General features: G+C 69.7%; 24 protein-coding genes and 3 pseudogenes. 10 read left to right on the forward strand and 17 right to left on the reverse strand.

Features of this window, described 5'->3' with window-relative positions:
* Window positions 1–4 precede the first annotated feature (4 nt).
* Together ACFY8O_RS23905 and ACFY8O_RS23910 are read left to right on the forward strand one after the other, a co-directional pair.
* Window positions 5–2,029: an ATP-binding protein gene (locus tag ACFY8O_RS23905; RefSeq protein WP_145811824.1), complete on the forward strand. Its 2,025-nt coding sequence runs from the start codon at window positions 5–7 to the stop codon at window positions 2,027–2,029.
* Window positions 2,020–3,564: an ABC transporter substrate-binding protein gene (locus tag ACFY8O_RS23910; protein WP_387905511.1), complete on the forward strand. Its 1,545-nt coding sequence runs from the start codon at window positions 2,020–2,022 to the stop codon at window positions 3,562–3,564. Before ACFY8O_RS23905 ends, ACFY8O_RS23910 begins: the two co-directional genes overlap by 10 nt.
* A gap of 292 nt (window positions 3,565–3,856) precedes the next feature.
* On the opposite strand, the gene ACFY8O_RS23915 is transcribed toward ACFY8O_RS23910, so the two are convergent.
* Window positions 3,857–4,693, reverse strand: a complete 837-nt coding sequence (locus ACFY8O_RS23915; protein ID WP_387905514.1) for an NAD(P)H-binding protein — start codon at window positions 4,691–4,693, stop codon at window positions 3,857–3,859.
* A 98-nt stretch (window positions 4,694–4,791) separates the two neighbouring features.
* On the opposite strand from ACFY8O_RS23915, the gene ACFY8O_RS23920 reads away from it, so the two are divergent.
* Complete coding sequence (locus ACFY8O_RS23920) at window positions 4,792–5,196, forward strand: winged helix-turn-helix transcriptional regulator (RefSeq protein ID WP_387905517.1); 405 nt, start codon at window positions 4,792–4,794, stop codon at window positions 5,194–5,196.
* A 35-nt stretch (window positions 5,197–5,231) separates the two neighbouring features.
* Here ACFY8O_RS23920 and rbsD read toward each other — a convergent pair whose 3' ends face one another.
* The 9 genes and pseudogenes from rbsD to ACFY8O_RS23965 all read right to left on the reverse strand — a co-directional run bounded on the left by rbsD (window position 5,232) and on the right by ACFY8O_RS23965 (window position 13,713).
* Window positions 5,232–5,621 carry a D-ribose pyranase gene (gene rbsD, locus ACFY8O_RS23925; protein WP_145811817.1) on the reverse strand — a complete coding sequence of 130 codons (390 nt, stop codon included), beginning with the start codon at window positions 5,619–5,621 and terminating at the stop codon, window positions 5,232–5,234.
* Window positions 5,618–6,556, reverse strand: a complete 939-nt coding sequence (locus tag ACFY8O_RS23930) for a ribokinase (RefSeq protein WP_387905520.1) — start codon at window positions 6,554–6,556, stop codon at window positions 5,618–5,620. The genes rbsD and ACFY8O_RS23930 overlap by 4 nt, the downstream gene beginning before the upstream one ends.
* A 19-nt stretch (window positions 6,557–6,575) precedes the next feature.
* Window positions 6,576–8,540, reverse strand: coding sequence for an ABC transporter permease/substrate-binding protein (locus ACFY8O_RS23935; RefSeq protein WP_145811813.1), 1,965 nt, complete (start codon window positions 8,538–8,540; stop codon window positions 6,576–6,578).
* Window positions 8,530–10,068 (reverse strand): sugar ABC transporter ATP-binding protein, encoded by a 1,539-nt coding sequence (locus tag ACFY8O_RS23940; RefSeq protein ID WP_387905523.1) that lies wholly within the window; start codon window positions 10,066–10,068, stop codon window positions 8,530–8,532. The genes ACFY8O_RS23935 and ACFY8O_RS23940 overlap by 11 nt, the downstream gene beginning before the upstream one ends.
* Window positions 10,061–11,080, reverse strand: coding sequence for a LacI family DNA-binding transcriptional regulator (locus ACFY8O_RS23945; protein WP_145811809.1), 1,020 nt, complete (start codon window positions 11,078–11,080; stop codon window positions 10,061–10,063). Before ACFY8O_RS23945 ends, ACFY8O_RS23940 begins: the two co-directional genes overlap by 8 nt.
* 794 nt (window positions 11,081–11,874) lie before the next feature.
* Window positions 11,875–12,153, reverse strand: coding sequence for an integrase core domain-containing protein (locus ACFY8O_RS23950; RefSeq protein WP_387906092.1), 279 nt, complete (start codon window positions 12,151–12,153; stop codon window positions 11,875–11,877).
* Window positions 12,154–12,319: 166 nt separating this feature from the next.
* Window positions 12,320–12,475 (reverse strand): annotated as a pseudogene (locus ACFY8O_RS23955) (IS5/IS1182 family transposase); the annotation flags it as partial.
* A gap of 6 nt (window positions 12,476–12,481) precedes the next feature.
* Window positions 12,482–13,255, reverse strand: coding sequence for an SDR family oxidoreductase (locus tag ACFY8O_RS23960; protein ID WP_145811807.1), 774 nt, complete (start codon window positions 13,253–13,255; stop codon window positions 12,482–12,484).
* A gap of 53 nt (window positions 13,256–13,308) precedes the next feature.
* The gene (locus ACFY8O_RS23965; RefSeq protein ID WP_056792618.1) at window positions 13,309–13,713 is read right to left on the reverse strand and encodes a hypothetical protein; all 405 of its coding nucleotides are present in this window, start codon (window positions 13,711–13,713) and stop codon (window positions 13,309–13,311) included.
* 96 nt (window positions 13,714–13,809) lie between these two features.
* Here ACFY8O_RS23965 and ACFY8O_RS23970 point away from each other — a divergent pair, with 96 nt between their 5' ends.
* The 3 genes and pseudogenes from ACFY8O_RS23970 to ACFY8O_RS23980 all read left to right on the forward strand — a co-directional run bounded on the left by ACFY8O_RS23970 (window position 13,810) and on the right by ACFY8O_RS23980 (window position 17,190).
* Window positions 13,810–14,844, forward strand: coding sequence for a helix-turn-helix transcriptional regulator (locus ACFY8O_RS23970; protein ID WP_387905528.1), 1,035 nt, complete (start codon window positions 13,810–13,812; stop codon window positions 14,842–14,844).
* Window positions 14,845–14,948: 104 nt separating this feature from the next.
* A pseudogene (locus ACFY8O_RS23975) lies at window positions 14,949–15,955 on the forward strand (IS5 family transposase).
* 113 nt (window positions 15,956–16,068) lie between these two features.
* Window positions 16,069–17,190 carry an IS630 family transposase gene (locus ACFY8O_RS23980; RefSeq protein ID WP_387905531.1) on the forward strand — a complete coding sequence of 374 codons (1,122 nt, stop codon included), beginning with the start codon at window positions 16,069–16,071 and terminating at the stop codon, window positions 17,188–17,190.
* Window positions 17,191–17,206: 16 nt separating this feature from the next.
* Here the strand turns inward: ACFY8O_RS23980 and ACFY8O_RS23985 are convergent, their stop codons facing one another.
* The 4 genes from ACFY8O_RS23985 to ACFY8O_RS24000 form a co-directional block, all read right to left on the reverse strand.
* A complete protein-coding gene (locus tag ACFY8O_RS23985) occupies window positions 17,207–17,593 on the reverse strand; it encodes a hypothetical protein (protein WP_387905533.1) in 387 nt (128 codons plus the stop codon).
* 47 nt (window positions 17,594–17,640) lie between these two features.
* Window positions 17,641–18,189: a hypothetical protein gene (locus ACFY8O_RS23990; protein WP_387905535.1), complete on the reverse strand. Its 549-nt coding sequence runs from the start codon at window positions 18,187–18,189 to the stop codon at window positions 17,641–17,643.
* A 244-nt stretch (window positions 18,190–18,433) separates the two neighbouring features.
* Entirely contained in the window at window positions 18,434–18,694 is a 261-nt protein-coding gene (locus tag ACFY8O_RS23995; protein WP_387905538.1) for a hypothetical protein, read from the reverse strand.
* 403 nt (window positions 18,695–19,097) lie between these two features.
* Window positions 19,098–19,952, reverse strand: a complete 855-nt coding sequence (locus ACFY8O_RS24000) for a helix-turn-helix transcriptional regulator (RefSeq protein ID WP_145811801.1) — start codon at window positions 19,950–19,952, stop codon at window positions 19,098–19,100.
* Between the two features lie 171 nt (window positions 19,953–20,123).
* On the opposite strand from ACFY8O_RS24000, the gene ACFY8O_RS24005 reads away from it, so the two are divergent.
* Window positions 20,124–20,981 carry an SDR family NAD(P)-dependent oxidoreductase gene (locus tag ACFY8O_RS24005; RefSeq protein ID WP_145811799.1) on the forward strand — a complete coding sequence of 286 codons (858 nt, stop codon included), beginning with the start codon at window positions 20,124–20,126 and terminating at the stop codon, window positions 20,979–20,981.
* Between the two features lie 443 nt (window positions 20,982–21,424).
* On the opposite strand, the gene ACFY8O_RS24010 is transcribed toward ACFY8O_RS24005, so the two are convergent.
* Window positions 21,425–22,558 carry an FAD-dependent oxidoreductase gene (locus ACFY8O_RS24010; protein ID WP_387905542.1) on the reverse strand — a complete coding sequence of 378 codons (1,134 nt, stop codon included), beginning with the start codon at window positions 22,556–22,558 and terminating at the stop codon, window positions 21,425–21,427.
* A gap of 107 nt (window positions 22,559–22,665) precedes the next feature.
* Here ACFY8O_RS24010 and ACFY8O_RS24015 point away from each other — a divergent pair, with 107 nt between their 5' ends.
* Window positions 22,666–23,352 (forward strand): TetR/AcrR family transcriptional regulator, encoded by a 687-nt coding sequence (locus tag ACFY8O_RS24015; protein WP_145811795.1) that lies wholly within the window; start codon window positions 22,666–22,668, stop codon window positions 23,350–23,352.
* 277 nt (window positions 23,353–23,629) lie between these two features.
* Here the strand turns inward: ACFY8O_RS24015 and ACFY8O_RS24020 are convergent, their stop codons facing one another.
* Window positions 23,630–24,559, reverse strand: a complete 930-nt coding sequence (locus ACFY8O_RS24020; protein WP_387905545.1) for an SDR family NAD(P)-dependent oxidoreductase — start codon at window positions 24,557–24,559, stop codon at window positions 23,630–23,632.
* A gap of 107 nt (window positions 24,560–24,666) precedes the next feature.
* On the opposite strand from ACFY8O_RS24020, the gene ACFY8O_RS24025 reads away from it, so the two are divergent.
* Window positions 24,667–25,332: a TetR/AcrR family transcriptional regulator gene (locus ACFY8O_RS24025; protein WP_387905547.1), complete on the forward strand. Its 666-nt coding sequence runs from the start codon at window positions 24,667–24,669 to the stop codon at window positions 25,330–25,332.
* Between the two features lie 116 nt (window positions 25,333–25,448).
* Window positions 25,449–25,724 (forward strand): annotated as a pseudogene (locus ACFY8O_RS24030) (IS1380 family transposase); the annotation flags it as partial.
* Window positions 25,725–25,873: 149 nt separating this feature from the next.
* Here the strand turns inward: ACFY8O_RS24030 and ACFY8O_RS24035 are convergent.
* Window positions 25,874–26,815, reverse strand: coding sequence for an AraC family transcriptional regulator (locus ACFY8O_RS24035; RefSeq protein WP_387905550.1), 942 nt, complete (start codon window positions 26,813–26,815; stop codon window positions 25,874–25,876).
* Window positions 26,816–26,821: the final 6 nt, after the last annotated feature.

Below are 26,821 nucleotides of genomic sequence, written 5' to 3' on the forward strand. Positions count from 1 at the left end.
CTGGATGGCCGACGACAGAGCCGGAAGATCGGAACGGGACATCGCCGTGCGCCGGCGCGTGGCCGACATCCTCAGCAGGCAGCAGGGCCCGTTGCGCCCGCTGCCCGCCCTGATGCTGCTGGGGCCGAGAGGGAGCGGCAAGACCGCGCTCACCGGCCATCTGAGCCGCTGGGCCCAGCGGGTCCCGCTGGCGAGCATCGACCTGGAACCCGTGGGCGAGCGGGGCGGGACCCCCATCGACGTGCTGATCGAGCTGGCGTTCCAGCTCGGCGCCCGGCACGACGGCATCCCCCAGCTGGGCTTCCCGGCCCTGGGTTCGCTGATCGCCGCGGTCGGTACCGCCGTGGACGCGCGCAGCCGGGAGCAGGCCGTGCGCGAGATGGCGGAGGCCCTGCGGGCGGGGCGCGCGCGGGAGCACTCGTACGAGGAGCTGCAAGGCATCGTCGACGGGGTCGCCCAGCTCGCGGGCATCGGGCTGCCCGGCTGGAGTTCGGTCGTGATGCCGCTCGTCCAGGGCGGCATACGCATGCGGCTGGGGGTGCGGCTGCGCCGGCGGCTGGCCGACACGTCCGCGTCGGGGCCGGGGCGCGGGGCGACGGCGGATTTCCTCGTCGGCGTGAACCGGCTGTACCACGGCTACCCCGCCCAGCGGGCCGAGGCCGAACGGGTCCTGCTCGACTCCTTCCTGGCCGACCTTCGCGGCGCGTACGCCTCGGGCCGCGCCGACCGGTTACGGACCACGCACTGCCTCGCCCTGCTGGACAACGTCGACTCGGCGGTCGGCGAGGCCTTTCTCACCCTGCTGCTGGAGTCCCGGGAGCGCTCCGGCCGCCCGGATCCGCTCCTCGTCGTGACGACGGCCCGCAAGCGCCCGGAGACGCTGGTCCGCGCGGAGACCGGCAGTGGGCGCCGCCCCGACTACCGCGAGAGCTGGCCGCAGCCGTCCCACTTCCGGCCGCTGTCCGCCGGACCACTGATCGCGGCGGGCCAGTTGCGCGATCTCAGCCGCCGCGAGGTCGAGGCGCACGCGGCGGCCGTGCTGGACACCCTCCCGCCCGGCTCGGTGCTGCCACGCACCGACAACGCGGTGCAGTGGCTCGGCTGGATCGTGTACGAGATCACCCGGGGCCATCCCGCGGGCACCGCGGCCGTGCTCGACCATCTGCGGCGCATGCCCGCGGACCTGCCGTGGGACGACCGCGTGCGCCGGTGCCTCGCTCCGGCCGACGGCAGTGTCCAGCCGGTGCCCTCCCTGTCGGCGGCCCCACGTCTGCTGGACCTGCTGCTCAAGGACTGCTCCTCGCAGCTGGCCCGGCTGATGCCCCGGGCCGCCGCCGGTGTCACCCTCGGCCGGGCGGAGACGTGCGAATCACTCTGGGAGGGTCAGGAACCGGTGCTGCGCGAGTTCGTCGGCTACTGCGCGGACGACCTGCGGACGGTACCGGAACCGGACGGCGGGCTCCCCGCCCTTCACCGGCTCACCCGCTTCCTGCTGCTGCGCCGCCTGGACGGCGCCCCGGACGACGGAGGGCCCGGCTCGTGGAACGGGGCCCACCGGGCGCTGCGCGCGGCAGCCGTCGCCCGGGGCGACCTGCGGGCGGTGGCGTACCACGATCTGGCCCTGGACGACCTGGGTTCCGCCGTCGACTATCTGCGGGACCGCTTCGACGAGGTGGGCGCGGACGAGTGGTGCGCGGACCTGGCCTGGCTCCAGCGGGCCCCGTGCCGCTGGGACGGGGCGCTGCCGGAGGCGGCCCGCGACCGGTACGAACGCCTGGTAGGTGTCGCCGGCGGCGACGCCGCACGGCGCGCGATCACCCGGCTGCTGGCGGCCGGCTGGATCACCCCCCATCCCCGGCCCGACGGGACGGCGCAGCCCTACGGCGATCCGCTGGGTGATCCGTACGCGGAGCTGTATCCCGACATCGTCGAGGAGTTCCTGACGCTCCGTCGGCCCATCGGTGACGAACACGACCGCCATGTGCTGCTGCGTATGGCCCAGCGCTACGAGAGGAAGCCGTGGTGGTAGCCCTCGACGACGACGACACGTTCGTCCCCCCGCGTCCGCCCCGGCCGAAGGCGCCGTGGGTCGTGGCCGGTGTGCTCGTGCTCGCGGGCGCGGTGTGGGGCGGCGTGGAGGCGTACCAGGCCTGGCAGCACAACAAGGTGGAGTGCGCTCCGGGCATCCTCAAGAAAGGCGTCCGCGAGGAGTGCATCGGCGTCACCGACGGCTCGTTCGCCTTCGACCCCTCCCTGACCGAGGTCATGGACAAGATCGAGGCGGAGAACGAGCGCGTCGAGAAGTCCGGCAAGAAGTACGTCTCCATCGCCTACGTCGAGCCGCTGACCACGGTCAAGGGCGAGGAGGAGGCCAAGTACGGGCTGCGCGGTGAGCTGATCGGCGCCTATCTCGCGCAACGGGAGCTCAACGACCCGGACCTGGGTGCCGGACGCGGCGACCTTCCGCAGATCCGTCTGCTCGTCGGCAATCTCGGGCTGCGCTCCGAGCAGTGGCGGACGCTCACCGACGACCTCGTCGCCCTGTCGAAGGACGACAACCGCCTGGTCGCCGTCGCCGGCTTCGGCCAGAGCCGGGGAGGCACCCGGGACGCGGTGGACGCCCTGCGTGACGCGGGCATCCCCATGATGGGGGCGACGGTGACGGCCGACGGTCTCTCCGACGCGGCCCGTCCCGGCTTCTTCCGCACCTCGGCGCCCAACCGCGACCAGGCCAGGGCCGCCGTCAACTACCTCCGCAAGCGGCAGGAGGCGGATCCCGGCTTCAAGGTCGCGGTCATCCGCGACCGCAACGAGGACGACATCTACAACACCTCGATGTCGACGGCCTTCGCCTCGGCGGCGGCCGAGCGGGGTCTGAAGACCGAGGGGGCCCCGCTGGAGTTCCTCTCCGGTGTGGACGGGGTGTCCAACGCCTTCTCGTCCGTCGCCGACAAGGTGTGCGATCTGCGGCCGGACGCGGTGTTCTTCGCCGGGCGGGGCGTCAACGTCCGCAACTTCATCTACTCGATGTCGGCCCCCGACCGACGGTGCCCGGTCACCCTGGTCACCGGGGACGACGCGGTCGGCACGTACTACGGCTCGCTGGAGAGCGAGGCCAAGCGCGAGAAGTTCCGTACGGAGTGGACGGACAGCCGGGTGACCGTCCTGTACACCTCCCTCGGGCATCCCGCCCTCGCGGGTCAGGTCTACGCCGCGCCGAACAACCCGCTGCCCGACTTCCTCTCCCTGTACCGGACGGAGTTCGGCGGGGCCTCCGACACCACGATGCAGGTGCTCCAGGACGGGCAGATCATCCTGGGCCATGACGCGCTGTGGACCCTGGGCGTGGCCGTACGCAACGCGGCGGGCCCCGACGGGAAGGGGCAGGTCAACACGGGTGCCACGCTGCAGATGCTGCTCCAGCTCAGCGGCAGGGAGGCCGTGTCGGGCCTGAGCGGCCCCATCTCCTTCGCCTCCGACGGCAATCCGGACGGGAAGCCGATGGCGCTGGTGCGGATGGAACCGTCGGGCGTCTACACCTTCCGGGAGGTGCTGAAGCCGTAGGCGCACCGGTGCGGCGGCCGGCACCGGGGAGTCGCGGCGGCACGGGTGTTCGGTCCGCGTGCGCACCCGTGACCGCCGCGAGTGCACCCGTCCAGCCCGACCGTTGCCCCCTCCTCCCTAGGTCCGGCATGGCCGCTCGGCCTCGGTACGGGTTACGGCCCCCTGTGGTTGCCGGAGGAACCGGCCCGGGACCTCGATCGGGGCCCGGGAGGAACTGCGGCCGTTCTCACCGAGGCGGGGCGCGACCGGGCGGAGGCCTTACGGGCCCAGCCAGGCGCCCTCCCCTTCGGGCTCACTCGAAGGCGGCGGCGTTGCGCTGCGCCCACGCCGCGAACGTACGGGCCGGGCGGCCGAGGAGCTTCTCCACGTCCGGAGAGACCTCTTGCTCCCCGGGCAGCGGAGCGCCCAGGGTGTCGAGGGTGCTCTCCACGACCTGCTCGGGCATGAAGTGCAGCATCTGCTCCCTCGCCTGGGCCCGGCTCTGTTCCACGAAGTGGATCGTCTCGCCCAGCGCCTGCGCGAGGGCTTCCGTCTGCTGCCGCGGCGTGACGGGCGCCGGCCCGGTCAGTTCGTAGGTCCTGCCCTCGTGCCCCGCTTCCAGCAGGGTGACGGCGGCCACCTCCGCGATGTCGGCGGGGTCCACGACCGGCAGCGCGACATCACCGAAGGGTGCCACGACCGCCCGTCGCGTCCGGATCGTCCCCGCCCACCGGAAGGTGTTGGAGCTGAAGCCGCCCGGCCGCAGCATCGTCCACCCCAGTCCGGACCGCTTGATCGCGTCCTCCAGTACCGGCGGGTGGCGGCGCGTGGCCACCCCCTGGGAGGACAGATGGACGATCCGCCGTACCCCGGCGGACCGTGCGGCGTCGAGGATGCCCTCGGGACCGGCGGACGAGGACATCCAGTCCCCCGTCACCAGGAGGAACAGCGTCCGCGCCCCCTCGAAGGACGGCCCGAGGCTCGCGGGATCGGTGAGGTCGGCCGACCGGTGCCGTACGCCGGCCGGGAGTGCCTCGGCGCCCTCTCGCGGCAGGCTCCGCGAGAGGGCCGTCACCCGCTCGCCGGCTGCGGCGAGTGCCCGCACAAGTGGCCTGCCGACATTGCCCGTCGCCCCTGTCACCACGATCATGATCGCTCCCCTGTTCTCGTTCGCTGTGGACGGGTGAGAAGCTACCGGCGCCGGGATAGTAGGTACCTAGAGGAAAGTAATGGGGAGAGGGGCCTCGTGTGACCGACGCCACACTCCGGACACGGCCGGAGCCCGTACCCGAACTGGCCTGTCCGATCGCGCCGGTGGTCGACATCGTGTTCAGCCGGTGGACCACACCGATCCTTTGGGCCCTGCACACATATGGACGGCAGCGGTTCGTCGAGCTCGAACGCCGTCTGGCCACCATCACCCCGAAGGTGCTGACGCAACGGCTGCGCCAGCTGGAGCGCGACGGCCTCGTCCTGCGCACCTACCACGCCGAGGTCCCTCCCCGGGTGGAGTACGAGATCACCGAACTGGGGGGCAGTCTGGCCCCGTTGTTCGCGACGCTCGCCGAGTGGGCCGCGGACCGGCTGCCCGAGGTCGACCGGGCCAGGGCGGACTACGACGCGAGGGAACAGGGTCCCGGCCGCCGCGCATGACGGCCGCCTGCGCCTGACGGCGGCCGGGCGCGCGGTCAGAAGAAGACGCCGCACCTGAGCAGCACGTTGGCGTGGGGCCGCGCCTCCCCGGTCCGCACCACCAGGCGCGCGGACGCCGTCAGCGCCTTCAGCCGCTCGTGGGGGACGAGGGTCAGGTCCGGGAGGCGGTCGGCCAGGAGGCGGGCGGCTTCCGGGTTGGTCCGCCGCGTCTCCTCCGCCGCGGTCGCCGACTCCACGACCAGTTCGGCGAGCAGGCCGTCCAGGACCTCCGCGAACGCCGGGACTCCGGCGCGGAAGGCCAGGTCCACGACGCGGGGGCCCGGCGGGATCGGCATGCCGGCGTCGCAGATAAGGACGCCGTCGCCGTGGCCCAACTCGGCCACGGCTCCCGCGAGATGACGGTTGAGGATGCCTGCCTTCTTCACAGCGCGGCGACCTCCTCCGCGGTCGGGAAGGACGCCTGCGCCCCCTCCTTGGTGACGGCTGCCGCGCCGACGCGAACGGCGAAGGCGGCGGCCTCGGCGAGGGCCTCGCCGAGGCCGAGCCGCCAGGCGAGGGCCGCGGTGAACGCGTCACCCGCGCCCGTCGTGTCCACCGCGTCGACCCGGGGACTCGGCACGTGCACGGCGCCATCGCCCCGGGTGTCGGCGACGAGCGCTCCCTCCGCACCCAGGGTGATGACGACCGAACGGGGGCCCAGCGCGGTGAGCCCTTGCGCCCAGGCCTCGGGGGTGCCGCCCGCGCTCACCCCGAGGATGAAGCGGGCCTCGTGCTCGTTGACGACCAGGGGATCGCAGGCCGCGAGGACTTCGTCGGGGAGCGGCGCGGGCGGTGAGGGGTTGAGGACCAGGCGCGTGCCCGGACGCAGGGAGCGTGCCGTCGCGGCGACGGTGTCCAGCGGGATCTCCAGCTGTACGGAGACCACACGGGCCGCCGCGATCAGTGCGCCTGCCCCCTGGATGTCCTCGGGGGTCAGCCGGGCGTTGGCGCCGGGCGAGACGACGATGCTGTTGTCCCCCGAGGGGTCGACGGTGATGAGCGCGACGCCGGTGGGCGCCCCGCCCACGAGGACTCCGCCCGTGTCCACGCCCGCCTCCCGCTGCGAGTCGCGCAGCAGCCGCCCGTGGGCGTCGTCGCCGACCCGGGCCAGCAGCGCCGTCCGCGCGCCGAGGCGCGCGGCGGCGACCGCCTGGTTGGCGCCCTTGCCGCCGGGGTGGACGACGAGGTCGGAGCCGAGCACCGTCTCCCCCGGCCCGGGGCGCCGGTCGACCCCGACGACCAGGTCGGCGTTGGCCGAGCCGACGACCAGGAGGTCGTACCGGGAGGGCGCGGCGGGAGCGGGGTCCTCGTGTTCGTACATCAGGGAGTGCCTTCCGTGATCAGGAGAAGTCGGCGACGTTCTGCCGGGTGACGACCTTGACCGGCACCTTCACCATGCTGCCGAGCTTGTCGCCCTCCGCCGCGCGGACGGCGTTCCGCACGGCGATCCTGCCGAGCTCGTCGGGCTGCTGGGCCACGGAGGCGTACAGCGTGCCCGCCTCGACGGCCGTCAGACCGTCCGGGGTCCCGTCGAAGCCCACGACCGCCACCGACTTCCCGGCCTTGCTGCCGAGCGCCTTGACGGCGCCGAGCGCCATCTCGTCGTTCTCGGCGAAGACACCGGTGATCCCGGGGTGGGACTGGAGGACGTTCGTCATGACGTCCAGGCCCTTGGTGCGGTCGAAGTCGGCGGGCTGGGTGGCGACGACCTTGATGCCCGGGTAGGCCTTGATGCCCTCGGCGAAGCCCGCGCCGCGCTCCCGGCTGGCGGAGGTGCCGGCGGTGCCCTGGAGGACGGCGATGCTGCCCTTGCCTCCGAGACGGTCGGCGAGCGTCTTCGCGGCGAGCTTGCCGCCCGCCACGTTGTCGGAGGCGACGAGCGTCGCGGTCTCGGCCTTGTTGACACCCCGGTCGGCGGCGACGACCGGGATGCCGGCCTTGTTGGCGCCCCGGACGCCGGGGCCGACCGCGTCGGAGTCCACCGGGTTGACGATGACGGAGTCCACACCGGAACTGGTGAAGTTCTCCAGCTGGTTCGCCTGCTGCGAGGCGTCGTTCTGGGCGTCGGTGACGGTGAGGTCGACCCCCGCCTTGTCGGCCTCCTCCTGCGCGCCTTCCTTCATCTGCACGAAGAAGGGGTTGTTCAGGGTGGAGAGCGACATGCCCACCTTGGTGGTGCCGCCGGAGGAACCCGACTTGAAGAAGGTCACGGCGGCGATGACGGCGGCCAGGCAGACCACCGCGATGCCGATCTGCATCGCTCCCTTTCGGCCCTTGCCGGGTGCGCCGGGGGCGGCGGACGAGCCGCCCGCGGACGCGGCGCCTGACCCGGCCTTGCGGCGAAGGGTGTCGAGCAGCACCGCGAGGGCGATCACGACACCGATGACGACCTGCTGCCAGAAGGCGGAGACGGAGAGGAGGTTGAGGCCGTTGCGGAGCACCGCGAGGATGAGCGCGCCGATCAGGGTGCCGGATGCCTTGCCGACGCCGCCGGCGAGGCTGGCGCCGCCGATGACGACCGCGGCGATCGCGTCGAGCTCGTATCCCTGCGCCGCCTGCGGCTGCGCGGAGACGAGACGGGAGGCGAGGACGATTCCGGCGACGGCGGCGAAGAGACCGGACAGCGCGTAGATGGCCAGCTTCTGCTTCTTGACCCGCAGTCCGGAGAGACGGGCCGCCTCCTCGTTGCCGCCGATGGCGTACATGGAGCGGCCGATGTAGGTACGGGCCAGGATGAGGGCCGCTATCAGGCCCATCGCGATCATCACGAGGACCGGGACGGGCAGCCAGCCGCCGAGGGTGTCACCGAGCACGGAGACGGAGTCGGGGAAGGGGATCGGCCGGCCCTGGGAGATGACGAGGGACAGCCCCCGGGCCACCGAGAGCATGGCCAGGGTCGCGATGAACGAGGGCAGCTTGCCGTAGGCGACGAGGGCGCCGCTCACGAAACCGCAGGCGATGCCGGTGACGACGGCCAGGATGACCGCCAGCCAGACGGGAACGCCGGCGGACGTCGCCGACCAGGCGAGCACGGTGGCGGAGAGCGCGGCGACCGAGCCGACCGACAGGTCGATGCCCGCCGAGACGATGACGAAGGTGACACCGAACGCGAGGATCGCGGTCACCGCGGCCTGGACGCCGACGTTCAGGAGGTTCTGGGTGGTGAGGAAGTCGCCGGACAGCAGCGACATCGCCACCAGGAGGACGACCAGGGCGCTGAGTGCGCCGTTGTCGAGCAGGAGGCGGCGAAGGGTGTGTCCGGCGCCGCCCGCGCCCGCCTTGCTCGGATGCGTGTCAGTGGCCACGGGGGCCCTCCTCTGCCTTCTCGGTGGGTGTGGTGACGGGAGCGGAGCTGACGGCGAGTGCCATCACCGCGTCCTGGGTGGCTTCGTGTGCGGGGAGTTCCCCGGCGATGCGGCCCTGGGCCATGACCAGGACCCGGTCGCTCATGCCGAGGACCTCGGGCAGGTCGCTGGAGATCATCAGGACGGCGTGCCCGGAGGCCGTGAGCTCGTTGATGAGCTGGTAGATCTCGACCTTGGCCCCGACGTCGATGCCGCGCGTCGGTTCGTCGAGGATCAGCACCCGGGTGTCGGCCAGGAGCCACTTGCCGATGACGACCTTCTGCTGGTTGCCGCCGGACAGGGTGCGGACGTGCTGGCCGAGCCCGGCCATCCGTACGCCGAGCTGTTCGGCGATGCGCGCGGCGGCGGTGCGCTGGCCCTTGACGTCGACGATGCCGGAGCGGGTCGCCGAGCGGAGCGTGACGAGCCCGAGGTTCTCCTGCACGGACGCGTCGAGCACGAGCCCCTGGCCCTTGCGGTCCTCGGGGACGAGCCCGATCCCGGCGCCCATGGCGGCGGTCACGTCGTGCTTGCCCAGCCGTTCGCCGTTCACGTCGACGGTGCCGGTGTCGTACGGGTCGGCGCCGAAGACGGCGCGCGCGACCTCGGTGCGGCCCGCTCCGACGAGTCCGGCCAGACCGACGACCTCACCGGCCTTCACGTCGAAGCTGATGTCGTGGAACACCCCGTCCCGGGTCAGCCCGCGGACGGAGAGCAACGGCGCGCCCGTCTCCGGGCGTTCGCGCGGGTACTGCTGGTCGATGCTGCGTCCCACCATGAGCTGGACGAGTTCCGCCTCGGGGGTCGAGGCGGGCACCTGGTCGATGCTCCGGCCGTCACGCAGGACGGTGACACGGTCGCCCAGGGCGGCGATCTCGTCGAGGTGGTGGGTGATGAAGACGATCCCGACGCCGTCCGCGCGGAGTTGGCGCACGATCCCGAAGAGCTTGTCGACCTCCTCGGAGGTGAGGACTGCGGTCGGTTCGTCCATGATCAGGACGCGTGCGTCCAGGCTGAGCGCCTTCGCGATCTCGACCATCTGCAACCGGGCGATGCCCAGTTCGCGGACCCTGGCCCTGGGCGAGACGTGCAGGCCCACGCGGCGCAGGAGCACCTCCGCGTCGGCTTCCATGGTCCGCCGGTCGATCATGCCGAAGCGGCGGGGCTGGCGGCCGAGGAAGATGTTCTCCGCGACCGTCAGATCGGGCACCAGGTTGAACTCCTGGTAGATCGTGGCGATCCCGAGCTTCTCCGCGTCCTGCGCACCCTGGATGCGCACCTCCTGGCCGCCCGCGAAGATCCGTCCGCTGTCCGGCCGGTAGGCGCCGGAGAGCATCTTGATGAGGGTGCTCTTGCCGGCGCCGTTCTCACCGAGCAGCACGTGCACTTCGCCGCTGCGCAGGTCGAAGTCGACGCTGTCCAGGGCGACGACACCGGGGAAGGTCTTGCGTACGCCTTCGATGCGCAGCAACTCGACCGATTCACTCACTCGTTGCTCCCGGGGTGGAGGTGCGCTCGCCGCAGGAGCTGCGTACGACGAGGCTGGCGGGCAGGGTGACGGACTGCGGGGGGCGGCCCTCGACGATGTCGACCAGGGCGCGCACGGCCGCACGGCCGAGGTCGCCCGTCGGCTGGGCGATCGCGGTGATCGGCGGGCCGGTGTGGAGGAACCACGGGATGTCGTCGAACGCCGCGATCCCGATGTCCTCGGGGACGCGCAGGCCGCGTGCGCGGATCGCGTCCAGGGCGCCGAGCGCCATGAGGTTGTCCGCGGCGAACACGATCTCGGGCGGTTCGGGCAGCGACAGGAAGTACTCGGTGGCGCGCCGGCCGCTGTCGGCCTGGAAGTCGCCCTGCCCGATGTAGGCGTCGGGCAGGGCGAGTCCGTGGGCGCGCATCGCTTCCCGGAAGGCCTCGACCCGCTCGTTGCCCGTGGTGGTGGCCGCCGGGCCCGCGATGATGGCGAGCCTGCGGTGGCCCAGGCCGTGCAGGTGGGAGACCAGGTCCTGGATGGCGTGATGACCGTCCGCGCGCACGACGGGCACGTCCAGCCCGGGGATCCAGCGGTCCACGAAGACCATCGGAGTGCCGGTGCGGGCGACGTCCAGCAGCAGCGCGGACTCACCGTCGGCCGGCGAGACCAGGAGCCCGTCGATCCTGCGGTCCAGGAGCGTGCGGACGTGGTGGTCCTGCTGTTCGGGCTTCTCGTCGGCGTTGCCGATGATCACGCTGTAGCCGAGCGCCCGGGCCTCCTCCTCCACGGAGCGGGCCAGCGCGGTGAAGTACGGGTTGAGCACGTCACTGATGACGAGCCCGAGCGTGCGGGTCTGATCGGTGCGCAGCGAGCGGGCCACGGCGTTGGGCCGGTAGCCGAGGGCTTCGACGGCGGCGAGGACGCGGGCACGCGCGTCCGGGCTGACGGAGGGATGGCTGTTGAGGACACGGGAGACCGTGGCGACAGAGACTCCTGCCTGGGCCGCGACATCCTTGATGCTCGCCATTTCCGGACCACCTCCTTGTGGTTTCCGTAGCCTCGAGACCAGCGGAACGAGCCGTGGAATCGATTACACGGATGATTGGAATCGATTACATGGCCGAAAACAAGTACCTGGATGCCGGACGAGACCGGATCGTGATGCGGGAGCCCCGGGTGTCCCGAGACAGTCATGGAGTGGGCAGGCGCGCCGCGCGCGGAAACCGCCACGCGTACCGCCGTCGCCTCCGCCGGCCGTCGGGCAGCCACCCCGACCCCGGCCGCCCGGCCCACGCGAAAAAGAGCTCCCGGCGCGGACGGATCCGCGCCGGGAGCTCTGTGAAGCCGATCAAGGCAGTTACGGGAACCGCCCCTGGTGGTCAACCGACAGAATCCGTTGACCTGTATCGATTCGCCGTTCCTTCGATGCTCCTTCCCCCACTGACAAAGATCAGTTCCTCCAGTGCAGGCCAACGGCATCTTCGGCCCCAGTGGGCTTGGAGCCGTCGGCGTCCGGCTCCGTACTACCGCCTCTGACGACACCGTCGTCCCCGCCGACTCCGAAAGCAGCGGGGAGCGACTGTGCGGGTGGAGCCGGAGACACGAACCCAGAGCGGGCGCCGCGCCCGAGGCGCCCGCCCGGCGTACGGCCTCTCCGTGTTGTAGGCCGGCCGGCGTCTCGCAGACCAGCGAGGAACAGCGAGCCTGCCAGGTGGAGGGCATAGTCGTCAGTTGTCCGGCGGGTCAGGTCACCGTGCCGGTGGTGGTGTCGATGGTGAGGTCGCCGAGTGAAGTTTCCCCGTGATCTCGGACACGTGATCGTTATGCCGCGAGGGTGTGCTGATGCCGCTCCCTGGTCGGGGTGAGATGGCCGAAGGCCTTGTGCTTGCGCAGGCGGCGGCGGTTGTAGAAGGTCTCGATGAAGGAGAAGACCTCCGTGCGGGCGGTGGCCCGGTCGGGCCAGGTGCGAGTGCCGATCTCCTCTTTGAGCAGGGCCCAGTAGCTCTCCGCGGCAGCGTTGTCGAAGCATGATCCGGTGCGTCCGCAGCTCTGTCGCAGCCCAAACTCCCGTATTCGTTTCGGAATTGGGCCGACGTAGATTCACTGCCGCGATCGCTGTGAACCACGCAGCCGGGCTTCAGCCCGCCCCCGCCGTGGGCCATGTCGAGAGCGTCGACGACGAGCTCGGCGCGGTGGTGGTCGGCCGTGGCATAGCCGACGACCTCGCGGGTGGCCAGGTCCAGCTAGGGACCGTATTGAGTTCCGATCAATGGGTGGCTCGGGTGAGGTCCTTGAGCCAGATCATCGAGGCGCGTACGTGGATGCCGGCGAGGTAGCTGTCGGGAGACTTGTCGTACCGGGTGGCGATGCCACGCCAGGCCTTCATCTTGTTGATCAGCCGCTCGACGGTGTTCCTCTCCTTAGCACGTCAGAGGGCCATGCCTCCCGTTGCGTCGATGACCTGGCCGGTTACCCAGCGTGCGTCGTCGGAGGCGAGGAAGGCCACGATGTCGGCCATGTCTTCCGGCCGCCCGATCCGGCCGAGGGCGGCAAGAGACGCCGCTTGCGCCTCGGCATGCGGATCGCCCAGCAGGGTGGCCGCGCTGGCATCGGTGAGGACGGTTCCGGGGGCCACCGAGTTGACCGTGATGCCCCGGGGGCCCAGCTCCTTGGCGAGGGCGAGACTGAAGTTGTCCAGGGCTCCCTTGGTGGCGCCGTAGGCGATCATTCCCGGCGTGGCCAGGCGGGCCACGGAGCTGGAGATGTTGATGATCCGGCCCCCGTCGCGCAGGCGCGGCAGTCCCTGCTGCGTGACGAAGAACGGTGCACGCACGTTCACGGCGAAGACCTTGTCGAAGGCGTCCTCGGTCAACGACTCCAGGGATGCGAAATCCCCGATGCCGACGTTGTTGACGATGATGTCGAGCTTCCCGTCGGGCACGGGCTCCGTGCCCGCGGCGTCGAAGGCGGCCCAGAGGCGGGCCGCGTCGCCGCGTTCGCCCAGCCCCGCCTGGAGTGCGAAGGCCCGTCCTCCGTTCTTGCGGATGTTTTCGACGGTCTCGCTCGCCGCCGTCTCGTCGCGGGCGTAGGTGACGCCGACGGCGGCGCCGTCCTGGGCGAGCCGCTCCGCGATCGCCCGGCCGATGCCCCGGCTGCCGCCGGTGACCAGTGCGACCTTGTCCTCGAGTGCTCTTGCAGACATGGCGGAAGACCGCCTCCCGTTCATCGAATCGTCTCTTGAGTGCTATGGAGCGCCTAGACCAGCGGCTTGTGTTCGGGCCACCACCGCTGGACGGCTTCGACAGCCGTCGTCGGGCTGACGTTGAAGCAGAGCTTCGCGCCGGGTGCCAGCTCGTGGGTGGTGTTGACCAGCACCTCCAACAGCGGGGTCAGCTCCGGGTCCAGCCGGACGCCGGCGCCGATCAGCACGATGTCGTAGTCCTTGGCGGTCAACGCGGCGCGAAAGACCGCCTCGGCCGTGCGGCCGTAGTCGAGCAGGCAGACATCGACACTGAGGCCGAGCTCCTCGAGCCGAGCCCGGCCCGCGGCCATTCCGGCCCGGACCGCCTCGGCGTCGATTTCAGGGAACGCCGCCCGTGACGACGGCGCGTCGTCCACCAGCGCTGGATCCAGTCCGACGTTGAGCATGGACGGGGACATGTGGGTGTACCTCCGGTGACCTGGGGTTTCTCGGACCCACGGTAGGCGCCTGGAGATCGGGCGGCCCTCCCACATTTCTGGGATACCGTGGCAAGGGTGAGTTCCCCGATGGTCCGGCGCGAGACCGTGCGCGACATCGAGGCGATCTGCCGTCTCGACCTCGACTCCCGAACACTCCGCCGCCGGATCGCCGACCGGCTGACACGCCTCATCCCGGCCGACTCCTACTGCTTCAGCACGATCGACCCGATGACGCTGCTGACCGCCGACCAAGTCAGCGCCGGGCTCGTACCGGAGGCGGCCGCGGCCGCCGCGCACAACGAGTACCTGGTTGACGACGTCCTGAAGTTCGCGGCGCTGGCCCGCTCCGAGGTGTCCGCGGGCACGCTCGGTGCGGCCACCGGCGGTGATCCGGAATCCAGCCACCGCTACCGGACCGTGCTGCAGATGATCGACGCACGGCACGAGCTGCGGGCGGGCTTCGTGGTGGACGGCCGCTGCTGGGGCGTCGTCGCCCTCTTCCGCGGCGGCTGGCGGCCCGACTTCACCCCGGCCGACGTCGGCGTCCTGCGGCGGCTGTCCGCCCCGGTCGGTGCGGCCCTGCGCCGGGCCGCCCACCGGGCACCCGACGACACCGCTGCGGGCCCATCCGAGGCCGGAGTGCTCCTGCTCGACCAGGACTTGCGGCTGTTTTCGGAGAACCTGGCCGCGAAACTCTGGCGGGACGAGCTGGGCCCGTCGCAGGCGGAACTGCCGTCCGCGATCCTGGAGGTGGCCGCACGGGGAAGAGGCGCTGAGCTGCCGGCGTACGGACGCATCCGCGGCCGCTCGGGCCGGTGGCTCTCCGTCCAGGCCTCGCCGCTGAGTGGTGGCCCGCACCCGGCGGCCATCGCCGTGACGGTACATCCGGCGCCGGCCGCCGACGTGGCCGAGATACTGCTGCTCGCGTACGGGCTTACACCGCGCGAGCGGGACGTGCTGGCGCGAGTCGTCGCCGGTCTGCCGTCGCGGACCATCGCCGTGGAACTGCACATCGCCGCAGCGACCGTGCAGGACCATCTGAAGAGTGTGTTCGCGAAGACCGGTGTCCGCAGCCGCAGCGAACTGGTGGCGACGGTCCTGGGCCTGTGACCGGACGAGTGATTACTATGTTTTTCGTTAGGGACCGTATCCAGTTGTGATCAATCGGCGGGATTCGACCTCGCGGCACGGCGTGAGCCGGTAGACCTGGTGTCATGACGCAGGTGCAACTGAGCGACGCTGAATGGGAGTTCATCGAGTCCTATCTGCCGATCGGCCGGTTCGGTCCGTATCCCGAGCGGTTGCGGCAGCAGCTCGAGGGGGTGATCTGGCGGTTCAGGACCGGTGGGCAGTGGCGGGAGATGCCGACTGAGTTCGGTGCCTGGCCCACCGTGCACAACCGCTTTAGGCAGTGGCGCGACGCGGGCGCCTTCCAGGCCCTGCTGGAGGGGCTGATCGCGGAGGCGGCCCGGCGGGACGAGGTGGACCTGTCCCTGGTCAGTATCGACTCCACCACCGTGCGCGCCCACCAGGACGCGGCCGGCATGCACCTGAGCCCAGACGTCCTCACCGCGCTGGAGAAGGCCGCGGCCGAAGAAAAAGCCAGGTCAAAGGGGGCGATAACAACGGACGAACCGGACAGGACATCGACACCGACACCGACCCCGGACGGCAGGAGCGGCGCCGCGTCCGGCGCCGGCACCGGCTGCGGCTGAAGGCCGCTTCGCTGGGCCGCTCCCGGGGCGGGCAGACCAGCAAGATCCACCTCGCCGGCGACCGCAGGTGCCGCCCGCTGGTGCTGTTCCTGACCACCGGGCAGGCCGCCGACAGCCCTCAGTTCATCCCCGTCCTGAACCAGATGCGCGTCCGTCTGCCCGTGGGCCGTCCGCGCACCCGGCCGGACGCCGTGGCGGGCGACAAGGCCTATTCCTCCCGTGCCAACTGCGCCCACCTGCGCAAACGCCGCATCCGTGAGGTCATCCCGGAGAAGAAGGACCAGCTGGCCAACCGCAAGAAGAAGGGCTCCCAGGGCGGTAGGCCCGTCGACTTCGACGCCGAGCTCTACAAGGAGAGGAACACCGTCGAGCGGCTGATCAACAAGATGAAGGCCTGGCGTGGCATCGCCACCCGGTACGACAAGTCTCCCGACAGCTACCTCGCCGGCATCCACCTACGCGCCTCGATGATCTGGCTCAAGGACCTCACCCGAGCCACCCATTGATCGGAACTCAATACGGTCCCTAGTGCTGTGACCGGAAACGATCACCGGGTGCCGACAACTGGACTTGCGCCGATTGGATGTGACAACACGTCCGATTGACACAAGGAGGCGCGATGGCAGGGCCGGTCAGGGTCCGCAAGCTGACCGAGCAAGAGGGGGAGAAGCTCCGGCGGATTGTGCGGCGCGGAAGCACCAGCACCGTGCGCTATCGCAGGGCGATGATGCTGCTGGCCTCGGCTGGCGGGCACGCCGTGCCGGTGATCGCGAATCTCGTCCAAGCGGACGAGGACACCGTCCGGGGTGTGATCCACCGCTTCAACGAGATCGGGCTGGTCTGCCTGGACCCTCGGTGGGCGGGAGGCCGTCCCCGCCTGCTCACGGATGACGACGAGGACTTCGTCATCCAAACGGCCACCACCCGCCCCACCAAGCTCGGCATGCCCTTCAGTCGCTGGTCGATCCGCAAGCTCGCAGAGCATCTGCGGCGCAACGTCGCCCGTCCGATACGCATCGGGCGCGAGGCTCTGCGCTGTCTCCTCGCGCGCCAGGGCGTGACGTTCCAGCGGACCAAGACCTGGAAGGAATCCGCCGACCCGGACTTCGACGCCAAGCTGGACCGGATCGAGTACGCGCTGACCGAGCGCCCCGGTCGCACCTTCGCGTTTGACGAGTTCGGGCCGCTCGGCATCCGTCCCACCGCCGGGTCTTGCTGGGCAAAGGAGGGCAGGCCGAACCGCTTGCCGGCGACCTTCCACCGCACCCACGGAGTCACCTACTTCCACGGCTGCTACTCGGTCGGCGACGACACCCTCTGGGGTGTCAACCGCCGCCACAAAGGGACTGCCCCGTCCCTGGCCGCGCTGCAATCGATCCGGGCCGCCCGACCGGATGGCGCCCGGATCTACGTGATCCTGGACAATCTGTCCGCCCACAAGGGCAGCAAGATCCGCCAGTGGGCCCGGAAGAACAAGGTCGAGCTGTGCTGCACGCCGACCAACGCCTCCTGGGCGAACCCGATCGAGGCGCACTTCGGGCCGTTGCGGCAGTTCACCCTGGCCAACTCGAACCACCCCAACCACACCGTGCAGACGCGTGAGTTGCAGCGGTACCTGCGCTGGCGCAACCAGAACGCTCGCCACCCCTCCGTCCTGGCCGCCCAGCGGCGCGAACGCGCCCGTGTCCGCAGTGAGAGGGGCATTCGGTGGGGCGGTCGACCACTGGCGGCAGCGGCCTGAGGATCGCCACGGCGGTCTACTCGGCCATCTCCTCGGGAGAACGACGGGTGATCTTCTTACCCGCTTCGGTCTCCACCAGGGTCACCGCACCGATCCAGTCACCGTTGGGGTACTCCCAGTTGGCTGGGTCCTCCAGGACTGTCGGAAGCTGATCACGAGGCACTAGTTCTCCGGACTGGAAGCCCTTTTCCCCTGACGGGGACGTCCACGGCGCGACCCGACGAACCTTGATCCATCCACGATCGATGAGAGTCAGCAAGATCCCTGCCAGCTCCTTCACGGGCCGGGACTGATCGGCATCGTCGAGATCTCCCCAGACACCAGCCAGGATGTCGATCTCATACGAATTGACCATGAACGCTTCCTCGGACTTGGTCAACGCCTGCCACTCACGCTCGCTCATTCACCGATCATCGCAGGACACCCCGATGATCCTTTCCGGTCACAGCACTAGCCGAACGGTGGGTTGAACGCCTGCCCCTCGTCGTCGGTCACGACGTAATCCGGTTCGGTCTTCGAGGCGGCCGCGTGAAGCCGGATGATGAGGTCAGTGACAGGCATGATCCGTAGCGACAGGGCTGCGGCCACTTGAGCAGCCTCGTTGCCGATGTCCGGGTTGTGCCTTTCGCGGTCCCGTTTGAGGTGCTGAGCAGCATTCTGCATGACCTCCACATCGCCACCTCTCGAGAATGAGAGGCAGTCCCGCCACTCCAGCCCGATGATGATCTCCAGCGCCTCCGTGAGGTCATCAGCGATCAGCCCGGCTTCCCCGTCAGAACTCGCGAACACCACCGGTCGGCGACCGTCCTGCTCAGCGCCCAGGAAGTACGCCCCACCGGAAAATTCTCCGGCGATCACCTCCAACGGCGCACCCGAGGCAAGTCTGAGGCCCTCGCCGCAATATTTCCGGTGGATGTCGAAGCCGAACGATGACCGCAGCAACAGCTCGATCTCCGGGGTGGTCTGGATCAGGTCGAGCAGATGATCACTTGAGGTCATGGCACGGACGATAGCGACTGTCTCTGACATGTCGGCGCCACGGAAGACAGCGCGCTCGCATCCGGCCGGTGGCGCGACCCCTCGGATGACGCACCCCACGTCCGCGACGGAGATCAAGCCGCGCCTACCCGAGCCCCAACTGATTCTGAAACCACCAGCCACCACACATCGAGCGGTAGGACGGACATCACCGCACATCCAACCGTCCCAACGTCCAACCCGGCGAACCTTCCCGGTCAGAGCACTAGCAGGCGAGGTAGAGCCAGCCCTCCGCGGTGGGGAGGTAGGCGATGTCGCCGACCAACCTGGTCCCGGGGCGCTCGGCATGGAAGACGCGGCCGATCAGGTCCGGGGCCGGCTTCGCCTTCGCATCCGGCCGGGTCAGCGAACGCCTCTTGCGCCGGGTGACGCCACGGATGTCGCGCTCGCGCATCACACGGGCGACGCGCTTGCGGTTCACCCGTCGGCCGAGGGCGGCGCAGTTCGGCGTGGATGCGCGGAGCACCGTAGGTGTGCCGGAAAGCGATGTGCACCACGGTGATCTTGTGCGTGAGCGCGTCGTCGGCGGCCTGCCGGGCACGGCGGGCGGCCTCGCCCTGGTCTACCTTCGTCCGGCGGTACCAGCCGCGCAGGGACTCGGAGCTGATGCCGCGTTCCCGGGCGACGCCGGTGACCGTCTTGTCCGAGGAATCGACGAGCGCGATCGCGTTTCGCTCAACTCCTCGGTGTACCGCTTCGTGTACTTGCTTCCCACCTGGTGCTACTTCCTCTGGAACCTCAAGATCCCAGTCTCCAGGTGTCCACGATCAACGGGAAGCTACACCTGGCCACGGATTCCGCGTCGGCGCATGCCGCAAGCCAGGGGCTTCGATGGCGACAAGAGGGTGACGGCCGAAGCCGCAAGCGGGTCAGGAGCCTGCGAATGTGTCGGTGCCGAACACGGTCAGCAGGGCGAGCTTGTCGTGGCTCTCCGTGCCGGGTGTGGCGGTGAAGATGAGCAGCGACTGTCCTTGGTCGGGGTCGAGCAGTGTCTGGCAGTACACGTCGATGCGTCCGATGTGGGGGTGGACGAAGCGTTTGGCGCTGCTCCAGCGCAGTTTCACTTCGTGGCGGTTCCAGAGCTCGGCGAATTCCTCGTTGTGTTGCAGGTCGGCTACGAGCAGGGCGGCTGAGGACCCGGGCCCTTGTGCGGTGGCGGTGGCGCGCAGGGTGGAGACGTAGACGCGGCTGTGGTGATGGTGGTCTTCGGGCAGGTAGCGATGGCGGGCGGTGGGGTCGGTGAACCATCGGTAGAGGGCGCTGCGCGCGGGGCCGGTGTGGTGCGTTTCGTTGCCGAGCAGTGCTACGGCGGGCGGCGTCTGCTGCAGCGTTTCACCGATCGGGCCCACGATCTGTGCCGGGGTGTCCTGCAGCCGGTCCATGACGCGCAGCAGCCCAGGACTGATGTGCGTTTCGCGCAGGTGCCGTGTCTGGAGGCGGTGCCCACACAGCAGGAACAGGTGGTCACGTTCGTCCGGGGTCAGGCGCAGGCCCCGGGCGATGGCCGCCGCCATCTGCTGTGACGGCTGGGAGCCGCTACCGCGTTCCAAGCGGGCCAGATAGTCGGCCGACATGTCGCACAGCTCGGCGACCTCCTCCCGGCGCAGCCCGATCGTGCGCCGTCGCATACCGCGGCGCAGCCCGACGTCCTCGGGTTGCAGGGACGCCCGGCGTCCGCGCAGGAAATCGGCCAGACCCTCAGCGTCCAGTGCCGTGTCCGCCATCGCACTCCCCACCTCACACGCCGTCTGCCTCCACCTCATTGTCCGGCAGGTGAACACGGGCAGCCACGCCCTGCCATTCAGTGGTTGGGCAGGTCCTTCACCCGACGGCACGGGCCCTCTGTACTGGACGACGTCAGGGACCCGGTAAGAGAGCGTCTGGAGAGTTTCACTATGGGCAAATGGACCGCGGACCGGCTGCCGAGCATGACCGGCGTGACGGTGCTGATCACTGGTGCCGGCGGGGGGATCGGGCTGGTGACCGCCCGCGAACTCGCACGAGCCGGCGCTCACCTGGTGCTGGCCGTGCGCAACGTCGACAAGGCGCGCCGGGCAGTGGCCGGTATGCGCGGAGATTTCGATGTCCGGCACCTCGATGTCGCCGACCTGGACTCGGTCCACGCGTTCGCGGCGTCGTACACCGGTGCCGTCGATGTTCTGATCAACAACGCAGGGGTGATGGACATCCCGGCGGCGCGGACCGCGCAAGGGCTGGACGTGCAGACCGCGACGAACTATTTCGGGCCGTTCGTGCTCACCGGCCTCCTGCTGCCCCGGCTGACCGACCGTGTGGTGACGGTCTCCAGTCAGTTGCATCGCTTTGGCAGGCTCGACCTGGATGACCTCGACTGGCGCACCCGCAAGTACAACGGGCTGGCCGTCTACGAGGCGTCCAAACTCGCCGTGGTGCTGTTCTCACTGGAGTTGCAGCGCCGCCTGACCGCGTCGGGCAGCCATGTCCGCTCGGTCATCGCTCACCCGGGCGTGGCGCGGACCGGCCTGGTCACGCACTCGCCGCTGAGATTCGTCAACCGGCTCCCGTTCCTGGTCCAGGACGTGGAGCACGGAGCGCTGCCGCTCATGTACGCGGCCACGCAAGACGTTCCTGGCAACGCCTACGTCGGTCCGGACGGGTTGTTCAGCTTCACGGGCCTCCCGCTGGTCCGTAAGCCCAGCCGGGCCGGCCTGGACGGGGCCGTCGCCAGGAGGCTCTGGCAGACAACCGCCGAACTCACCGGAACCGGCGTCTGAGACCAGGCACCAGGTGCGACTTCGGGCGTAGCACCGTCGGGTATGAGTTCACCGGCACGAGCCGCGATACGGCGATCGCCCAGAGTGTGTTCGCGTGCGGGATCGGCGCGCAGTCGCCGAGCGGTTCGAGTCCCCCGCGCCGGCGGCTGTCAGGTCCAACCGACAACCGCGTGCACGTCCCGTTGGTGATGACCACGCGTCTCGGCACGGATAGTGACGGGAACTTCAACTGTTCGTGGGGTAGTTGCAGGGGGCGGCATGACGATGGCCAGGTCTCTGCGCACGAACTTGGTTGCGGATGGCGGGCTGCTATCCGGTAATTGGGCGGGTGCGCCGATCCTCCCCCGACGGCAGGCGACGCGTCGGCGGCCGTCGGGGGAGGATCGGCACCTGGCCGACGGCGAAGAGGGATGGAAGCCTGCGGTGACGGTCAGCGCCGTGCATCACGCTTCTGGTTCGGCGCCTGTCATAAGGGCGAGCAGGCTGTGGGGCGCGTGGTCGTCGATCATGGTCGCGTAGATGCCGTCGTCCTCCGCTTCGACGGCGGCGGCGCGGGCGAACATGGTTTCCTCGTGCGCGGCGAGCGCGGTCTCCGCATCGTTGGGGTGGGCGGCGAGGGCGCGGCCGAGTTCGGCGCCGTCCAGCATGGCCAAGTTGGCGCCTTCACCGTTCGGTGCCCGCAGGTGGGCGGCGTCGCCGAGCAGGGTCACCCCTGTCACGCGCTCCCAGTGGTGCCCGGCCGGCAGGGTGAAGATGGGCCGCAGGACCGGCGGGGTGTCGCTATCGGTGATCAGCGCGGTGAGTGCGGGGGCCCACCCGTCGAACTCCTGCATTACCCGTGCGGTGAGGGCTTGGGCATCGGTGGTGTCGAGGTCTGTGAACCAGTCCTGGGGCTTCTTCAGTTGTACGTAGGTGCGAAGGGTTCCGCCGCCTTCACGGTGGGCCAGCAGTCCCCGGCCCGGTGCGAGCGCGAACAGTGAGCCGGCTCCGACTGCCTCCACGGAGGCGGGGTAGCGGGCTTCGGCGTCGAAAAGGAACGTCTCCACGCTGCATATGCCGAAGTACTCCGGCGTGGCCGGCGACAGCAGCGGCCTTACGCGCGACCAGGCGCCGTCGGCACCGACGAGCAGGTCCGCGACCATGGTGGTGCCGGCGGCGAAGCTCACCTGTTGGCGGCCGTCACCGAGGGCCTGGACAGCGGTGACCTTGTGGCCCCAGCGTACGGTTTCAGCGGGCAGGGAGTCGAGCAGTATCTGCCGCAGCGCGCCGCGCGCGGCTTCCGGGCGTTCGCCGGTTCCGACATCGGGCAGGTCGAGCAGCACGTTCCCCGCCCGGTCCAGGATCCGGTACGCCTCGCGGCCCGGGAGGATCAGCTTGCGGAACTCCTCTGTCAGTCCGGCCGCCTCCAGAGCGGCCTGCCCGCTGTGGGGGCGGAGGTCGAGCAGGCCGCCCTGACGGCGCGAGTCCGGTGCGGGCTCGGCCTCGTAGACCGTGGCGGGGATGCCGTGCACGTGCAGCACGCGGGCCAGCGTCAGGCCGCCCAGACCCGCTCCGATGATCGTGACCGGTGTCGTCATGGTGTCCTCCATAGGAAATCTCCGGTGCGTGACACCCTCTTTGGATCGCCACTCCAATGACGCTGACACGGCTTGGATCGACGCTCCACCCATGCGATGCTGGGGCCATGGTGAACAGAACAGCGAAGGGGTCCGCCCGCTCCCCACGGCGGACGGACAGCCTGTCGAGAAGACTGATCATCCAAACCGCGATCGAGATGCTGGACAGCAGCGGCGAGAAGGCACTTACGCTGCGCGCACTCACCGAACGCCTGAGCACCGGCTACGGCGCCATCTACCACCACGTCAAGGACAAGGAAGATCTGCTCGCGACGGCCGCTGACGAGGTCATCACCAGCGTGATGTCCGGCGCGGGCGCCGACGCGGATCCGCGCGCCGCACTGCGCGCCCTCACCCTCGGACTGTTCGACGCGATCGACGCCCACCCCTGGGTCGGTGCGGAATTCTCCCGCCAGCCGTGGCGGCCCGCGCTGCTGGACTTCTACGAGGGTGTCGGTCGCCTGCTGGACGCCCTCGACGTTTCGGAGGAGGCGCGCTTCGACGCCGCCGGCGCGCTCGTGAACTACGTCCTCGGTGTTGCAGCGCAGAACGCCGCGAACGCACGCCTGCGTATGGGCAGCGGCACAGACCGGGAGACCTTCCTCGAGGACGCCGCCACGCAATGGGCGGAGGTCGACCCCGGCCGGCACCCGTTCGTGCACGCAGCGGCGACCCGGCTGAGCGAACATGACGACCGCGAGCAGTTCCTTGTCGGGGTGGACATCTTCCTCGCCGGCATCTCCACCCTGCGCTAGAGACCCCCGGCACCCGTGCACACATCGTTGACGGAGCGGTGTCAGGCCGGGGTGCGTAACGGGCATGGCTCCGATGCCGTTGAGGGAGGTGGTCGACGTCTCAACTCTTGAGCGCAGTCTGCCCGCTGCTCGACCGCTCAGAGGGAACCGGCCTGCAAGCGCTCCATGGCGGCACTTCCAGGGTCCAGAGCTACACCGTTCACACCACCCCCTCGCGTTTTTCGCTACGGCCTCAACAGCCGCTCACGGCCCTGACGCTTTGGGGTTGCACTCCTGATCAGGAGAGAAAAGGCTCTTGCGTGGGCTGAATGATGGGAAACGTCACCTCGGTGAGGTCTTCGGAGACGGCCCACAGTCGTTGCTGGACGGCCACCTCGTACGACTGCGGGCTGGAGGTGACCAGGCGGGGGTGGCCCTTGACCTCATTGCGTCCGCCGGGACCGTAGTACTGGCCGCCGAGCGCGCCGGGGTCGGTGGCGGCGCGCAGGGTTGGCAGCGCGCCCATTGCTGGCGTCTGGGTGATCAGCGGCGCGAGCCAGGTGAGCGGAAGCCGGAGGGCGGCGGGGGTGTTGCGGGCGAGCTCGGTGCTGGACATGCCTGGGTGCGCGGCCACCGCGACGGTAGTGCCGCGCGTGGCGAGCCGACGCTGCAGCTCGTACGTGAACATCAGGTTGGCCAGTTTGGACTGACCGTAGGCGGCGACCCGGCCGTACGACCGCTCCCCATGCAGGTCGTCGAAGTAGATCGCGGCCCGGATGCGGTGGCCGGTGCTGCTGACCGTCACCACGCGCGAGCCCGGCACCGGCAGCATCAAGTCCAGCAGCAGCCCGGTGAGCGCGAAGTGGCCCAGGTGGTTGGTGCCGAACTGCATCTCGAAGCCGTCCCGGGTGGTCTGCTTCGGGGTGTACATCACGCCGGCGTTGTTGATCAGCAGGTCGATCCGGTCGAGCCGCGACCGCAGCGCCGCCGCTGCGGTCCGGACGGACTCGAGCGAGGTGAGGTCCAACGCCTGCACGGTCACGTCGCCGGTCATGCGGGCCGCTGCCAGCTCGCCCTTCTCGACGTCGCGCACGGCGAGCACCACGGAGGCCCCGCGCTCGGCGAGCGCCCTGGCGGTCTCGTACCCCAGTCCGGTGTTGGCCCCGGTCACCACGGCCACCCGTCCGCGCTGGTCCGGAATATCCGCCGTCGTCCACTTCTTACTCATGTCGGGCCCCAACCGATTATCGTACCGAAGGTATCTTCTAGGTCGAAGTTAAAGTACTTTCGGTACGCTGTCAACGTACCGCAGGTACTTAAGTTAGGCTCGTCATCGTGACTTTTCAGCGGGCGCGAACCGAAGAACAGCGGGAGGTCCGGCGACGGGCGATCCTCGACGCGGCGTCGGCGATGCTCGACGAGATGCCGGTAGCCGCGGTCACCCTGAACGAGCTCAGCCGCCGGGTGGGCCTGGCGAAGCCGAACGTGCTGCGCTACTTCGAGTCGCGCGAGGCGGTGCTGCTGGAACTGCTGGACCACTTCCTGCGGGAGTGGCTGACGGACCTGGCAGACGACCTGGCCGCCGGCGTCCACGAAGATCTGCAAATGGCCGAGCGGGCGGCAGCGGTGGCCGAGATCCTCAGCCGCTCACTCTCCGGCCGACCGGTGCTGTGCGACCTCTTCGGCGCACAGGGCAGCGTCCTGGAACACAACGTCTCCGTCGAGGTCGTGGCACGCTACAAGCGCGCTTCCCTGGACCGCCTGACCACCATGACCGCCCTGATCGAGAGGTACCTGCCGGAGCTGGGCGAGAACGCGACCCTGTTCGCCCTGCAAACCATGGTCCTGGCCGGCGCGCTGTCGGCGTACAGCACGCCCCCACCCAGCCTGCGGGCCGCCTACGAGGCCGAGCCGGCCCTGGCCCGCTTCCACCTGGAGCTGGCAGACTCCTTGAAGCTGGCCCTGACCGCGACCCTCATGGGCGTCCTGCCCCGCGGCTGACCTGCGTTGTAGTGAAAGAGCCACATACGCATCCGTCGGCGTCGAAATGCCCGAATTCGCCCGCATCGTGCGCAGCCGCCGGGCGGCCGAGGAATGTTTCCAGGTCGCGAACCTGCGTGAAGAGTGCCGGGCCCTACCCGGGTGTCCGCACCGAGGGCGGCGGCCGGGCTGCGGTCTCGCAGCCCGCAGGAGTGCTGCTGGTCGAGACGGTCCGCGAGGCCGGTTTGGACACTGCGATATCAGCGGCGCCGGCACCGTGGCGGAAGGCTCGGGCGGTGCACGATCCGGGCAAGTTCCTGCTGGACGTGGCCATGGCGGTCGCTAGCCGGGGTTGCCTCGCGGATGTTGCCGTGCTGCGGGCCGAGCTGGCCGTGTTCGGGCCGGTGGCCTCCTATCGACCCGATGGTCTCCCGCCTGAGAAGCCCCGCGATCACCACGCACCGACTGCCGCACCACCCTCCAAGGAGCAACTTCCATACGAACTAGGTGTACTGAGCGTGCGGTCGGACAGCGGGTCACGTTGCCGTGACTCGGTCAGGTGTCACTCGGCCGTCTCGCCCGAGTTCCCGGCTGAGGAACGCCAACAGCGTCGCCATGCTCCGGGCGCGATGCTCTGGTGCCGGCGGAACGCTCGGCTGAAGGCGGCGTCGGTGTCATAGCCGATCGCGAGGGCAATCCGCTGCAGGCTCGATTCCGTGTCACGCAGCAGTGCTTTCGCCCGGTGCATGCGCCAGTAGGTGAGGTAGTTGATGGGCGAGTCACCTGTCTTTCGTCTAAACGCTGCGGCGAACGCCGCCCGCGACATCCCGGCTCGGCGCGCGAGCTCCTCGACCGTCCATGGGTGTGCGAGATCGGTGTGAAGGTCGCGCAGTGCCGGCGCAAGCTGCGGGTCGCTGAGAGCAGAGAGCCATCCGTGTGAACTCTCGGCGGATGAGACGTGGGTACGAAGCGCGTACACAAAAAGAGCGTCGGCCAGGCGGCTCATGATGAACCCGGACCCGAAACTGGAGAACGTTCGCTCCAGCTCCAGCAGTCGGAAGGTGGAACGCAACGCGTCGCCGATCGAGTCGTCGAGGTCGAGCCGCAGTACGGGAGGCAGCACTTTCAACAGCGGCTCGGCGGCACCGGTGTCGAAGGCCAACCGCGCCGAGACAATCTCGGTCACTGGTCCCTCTGTGCCGTGGCGCACAGGAGAACCCGGTTGAGACGCCAGAAGGCTCTCGCAGCTGACCAGGGCTCGCCCCGGTTCGTCCGCGAGGGCGAACTCGGCGCCGGCCCGCACCAGAAAGCAGCTGCCAGGGGCGAGCAGTTCCGGATCAGCGTTCGAGCCGGGCTGCCACCAGCAGCGCCCGCTCCTGATCATCATCACGTAGGTCGTATGAGGCGATCTGAAGGAAATTCCCCAGGTCCCGTGGGCTTCTACGCTGACGTACTGCGAGTCCGCGACAGACCTCGCCGCCAGGACATCATCGATGGGATCCATCTCGTC

The organism is Streptomyces argenteolus (genome assembly GCF_042902585.1).
In the GTDB taxonomy this organism is placed as follows: Bacteria; Actinomycetota; Actinomycetes; order Streptomycetales; family Streptomycetaceae; genus Streptomyces; species Streptomyces argenteolus.

Coding starts and splice junctions, on each gene's coding strand:
- ACFY8O_RS23905 (WP_145811824.1), top strand. CDS start 5: ATGGCCGACGACAGAGCCGGAAGATCGGAACGGGACATCGCCGTGCGC.
- ACFY8O_RS23915 (WP_387905514.1), bottom strand. CDS start 4,693: ATGATCGTGGTGACAGGGGCGACGGGCAATGTCGGCAGGCCACTTGTG.
- ACFY8O_RS23930 (WP_387905520.1), bottom strand. CDS start 6,556: ATGTACGAACACGAGGACCCCGCTCCCGCCGCGCCCTCCCGGTACGAC.
- ACFY8O_RS23945 (WP_145811809.1), bottom strand. CDS start 11,080: ATGGCGAGCATCAAGGATGTCGCGGCCCAGGCAGGAGTCTCTGTCGCC.
- ACFY8O_RS23960 (WP_145811807.1), bottom strand. CDS start 13,255: ATGTCTGCAAGAGCACTCGAGGACAAGGTCGCACTGGTCACCGGCGGC.
- ACFY8O_RS23965 (WP_056792618.1), bottom strand. CDS start 13,713: ATGTCCCCGTCCATGCTCAACGTCGGACTGGATCCAGCGCTGGTGGAC.
- ACFY8O_RS23980 (WP_387905531.1), top strand. CDS start 16,069: ATGGCAGGGCCGGTCAGGGTCCGCAAGCTGACCGAGCAAGAGGGGGAG.
- ACFY8O_RS23985 (WP_387905533.1), bottom strand. CDS start 17,593: ATGAGCGAGCGTGAGTGGCAGGCGTTGACCAAGTCCGAGGAAGCGTTC.
- ACFY8O_RS23990 (WP_387905535.1), bottom strand. CDS start 18,189: ATGACCTCAAGTGATCATCTGCTCGACCTGATCCAGACCACCCCGGAG.
- ACFY8O_RS24000 (WP_145811801.1), bottom strand. CDS start 19,952: ATGGCGGACACGGCACTGGACGCTGAGGGTCTGGCCGATTTCCTGCGC.
- ACFY8O_RS24005 (WP_145811799.1), top strand. CDS start 20,124: ATGGGCAAATGGACCGCGGACCGGCTGCCGAGCATGACCGGCGTGACG.
- ACFY8O_RS24010 (WP_387905542.1), bottom strand. CDS start 22,558: ATGACGACACCGGTCACGATCATCGGAGCGGGTCTGGGCGGCCTGACG.
- ACFY8O_RS24015 (WP_145811795.1), top strand. CDS start 22,666: ATGGTGAACAGAACAGCGAAGGGGTCCGCCCGCTCCCCACGGCGGACG.
- ACFY8O_RS24020 (WP_387905545.1), bottom strand. CDS start 24,559: ATGAGTAAGAAGTGGACGACGGCGGATATTCCGGACCAGCGCGGACGG.
- ACFY8O_RS24035 (WP_387905550.1), bottom strand. CDS start 26,815: ATGGATCCCATCGATGATGTCCTGGCGGCGAGGTCTGTCGCGGACTCG.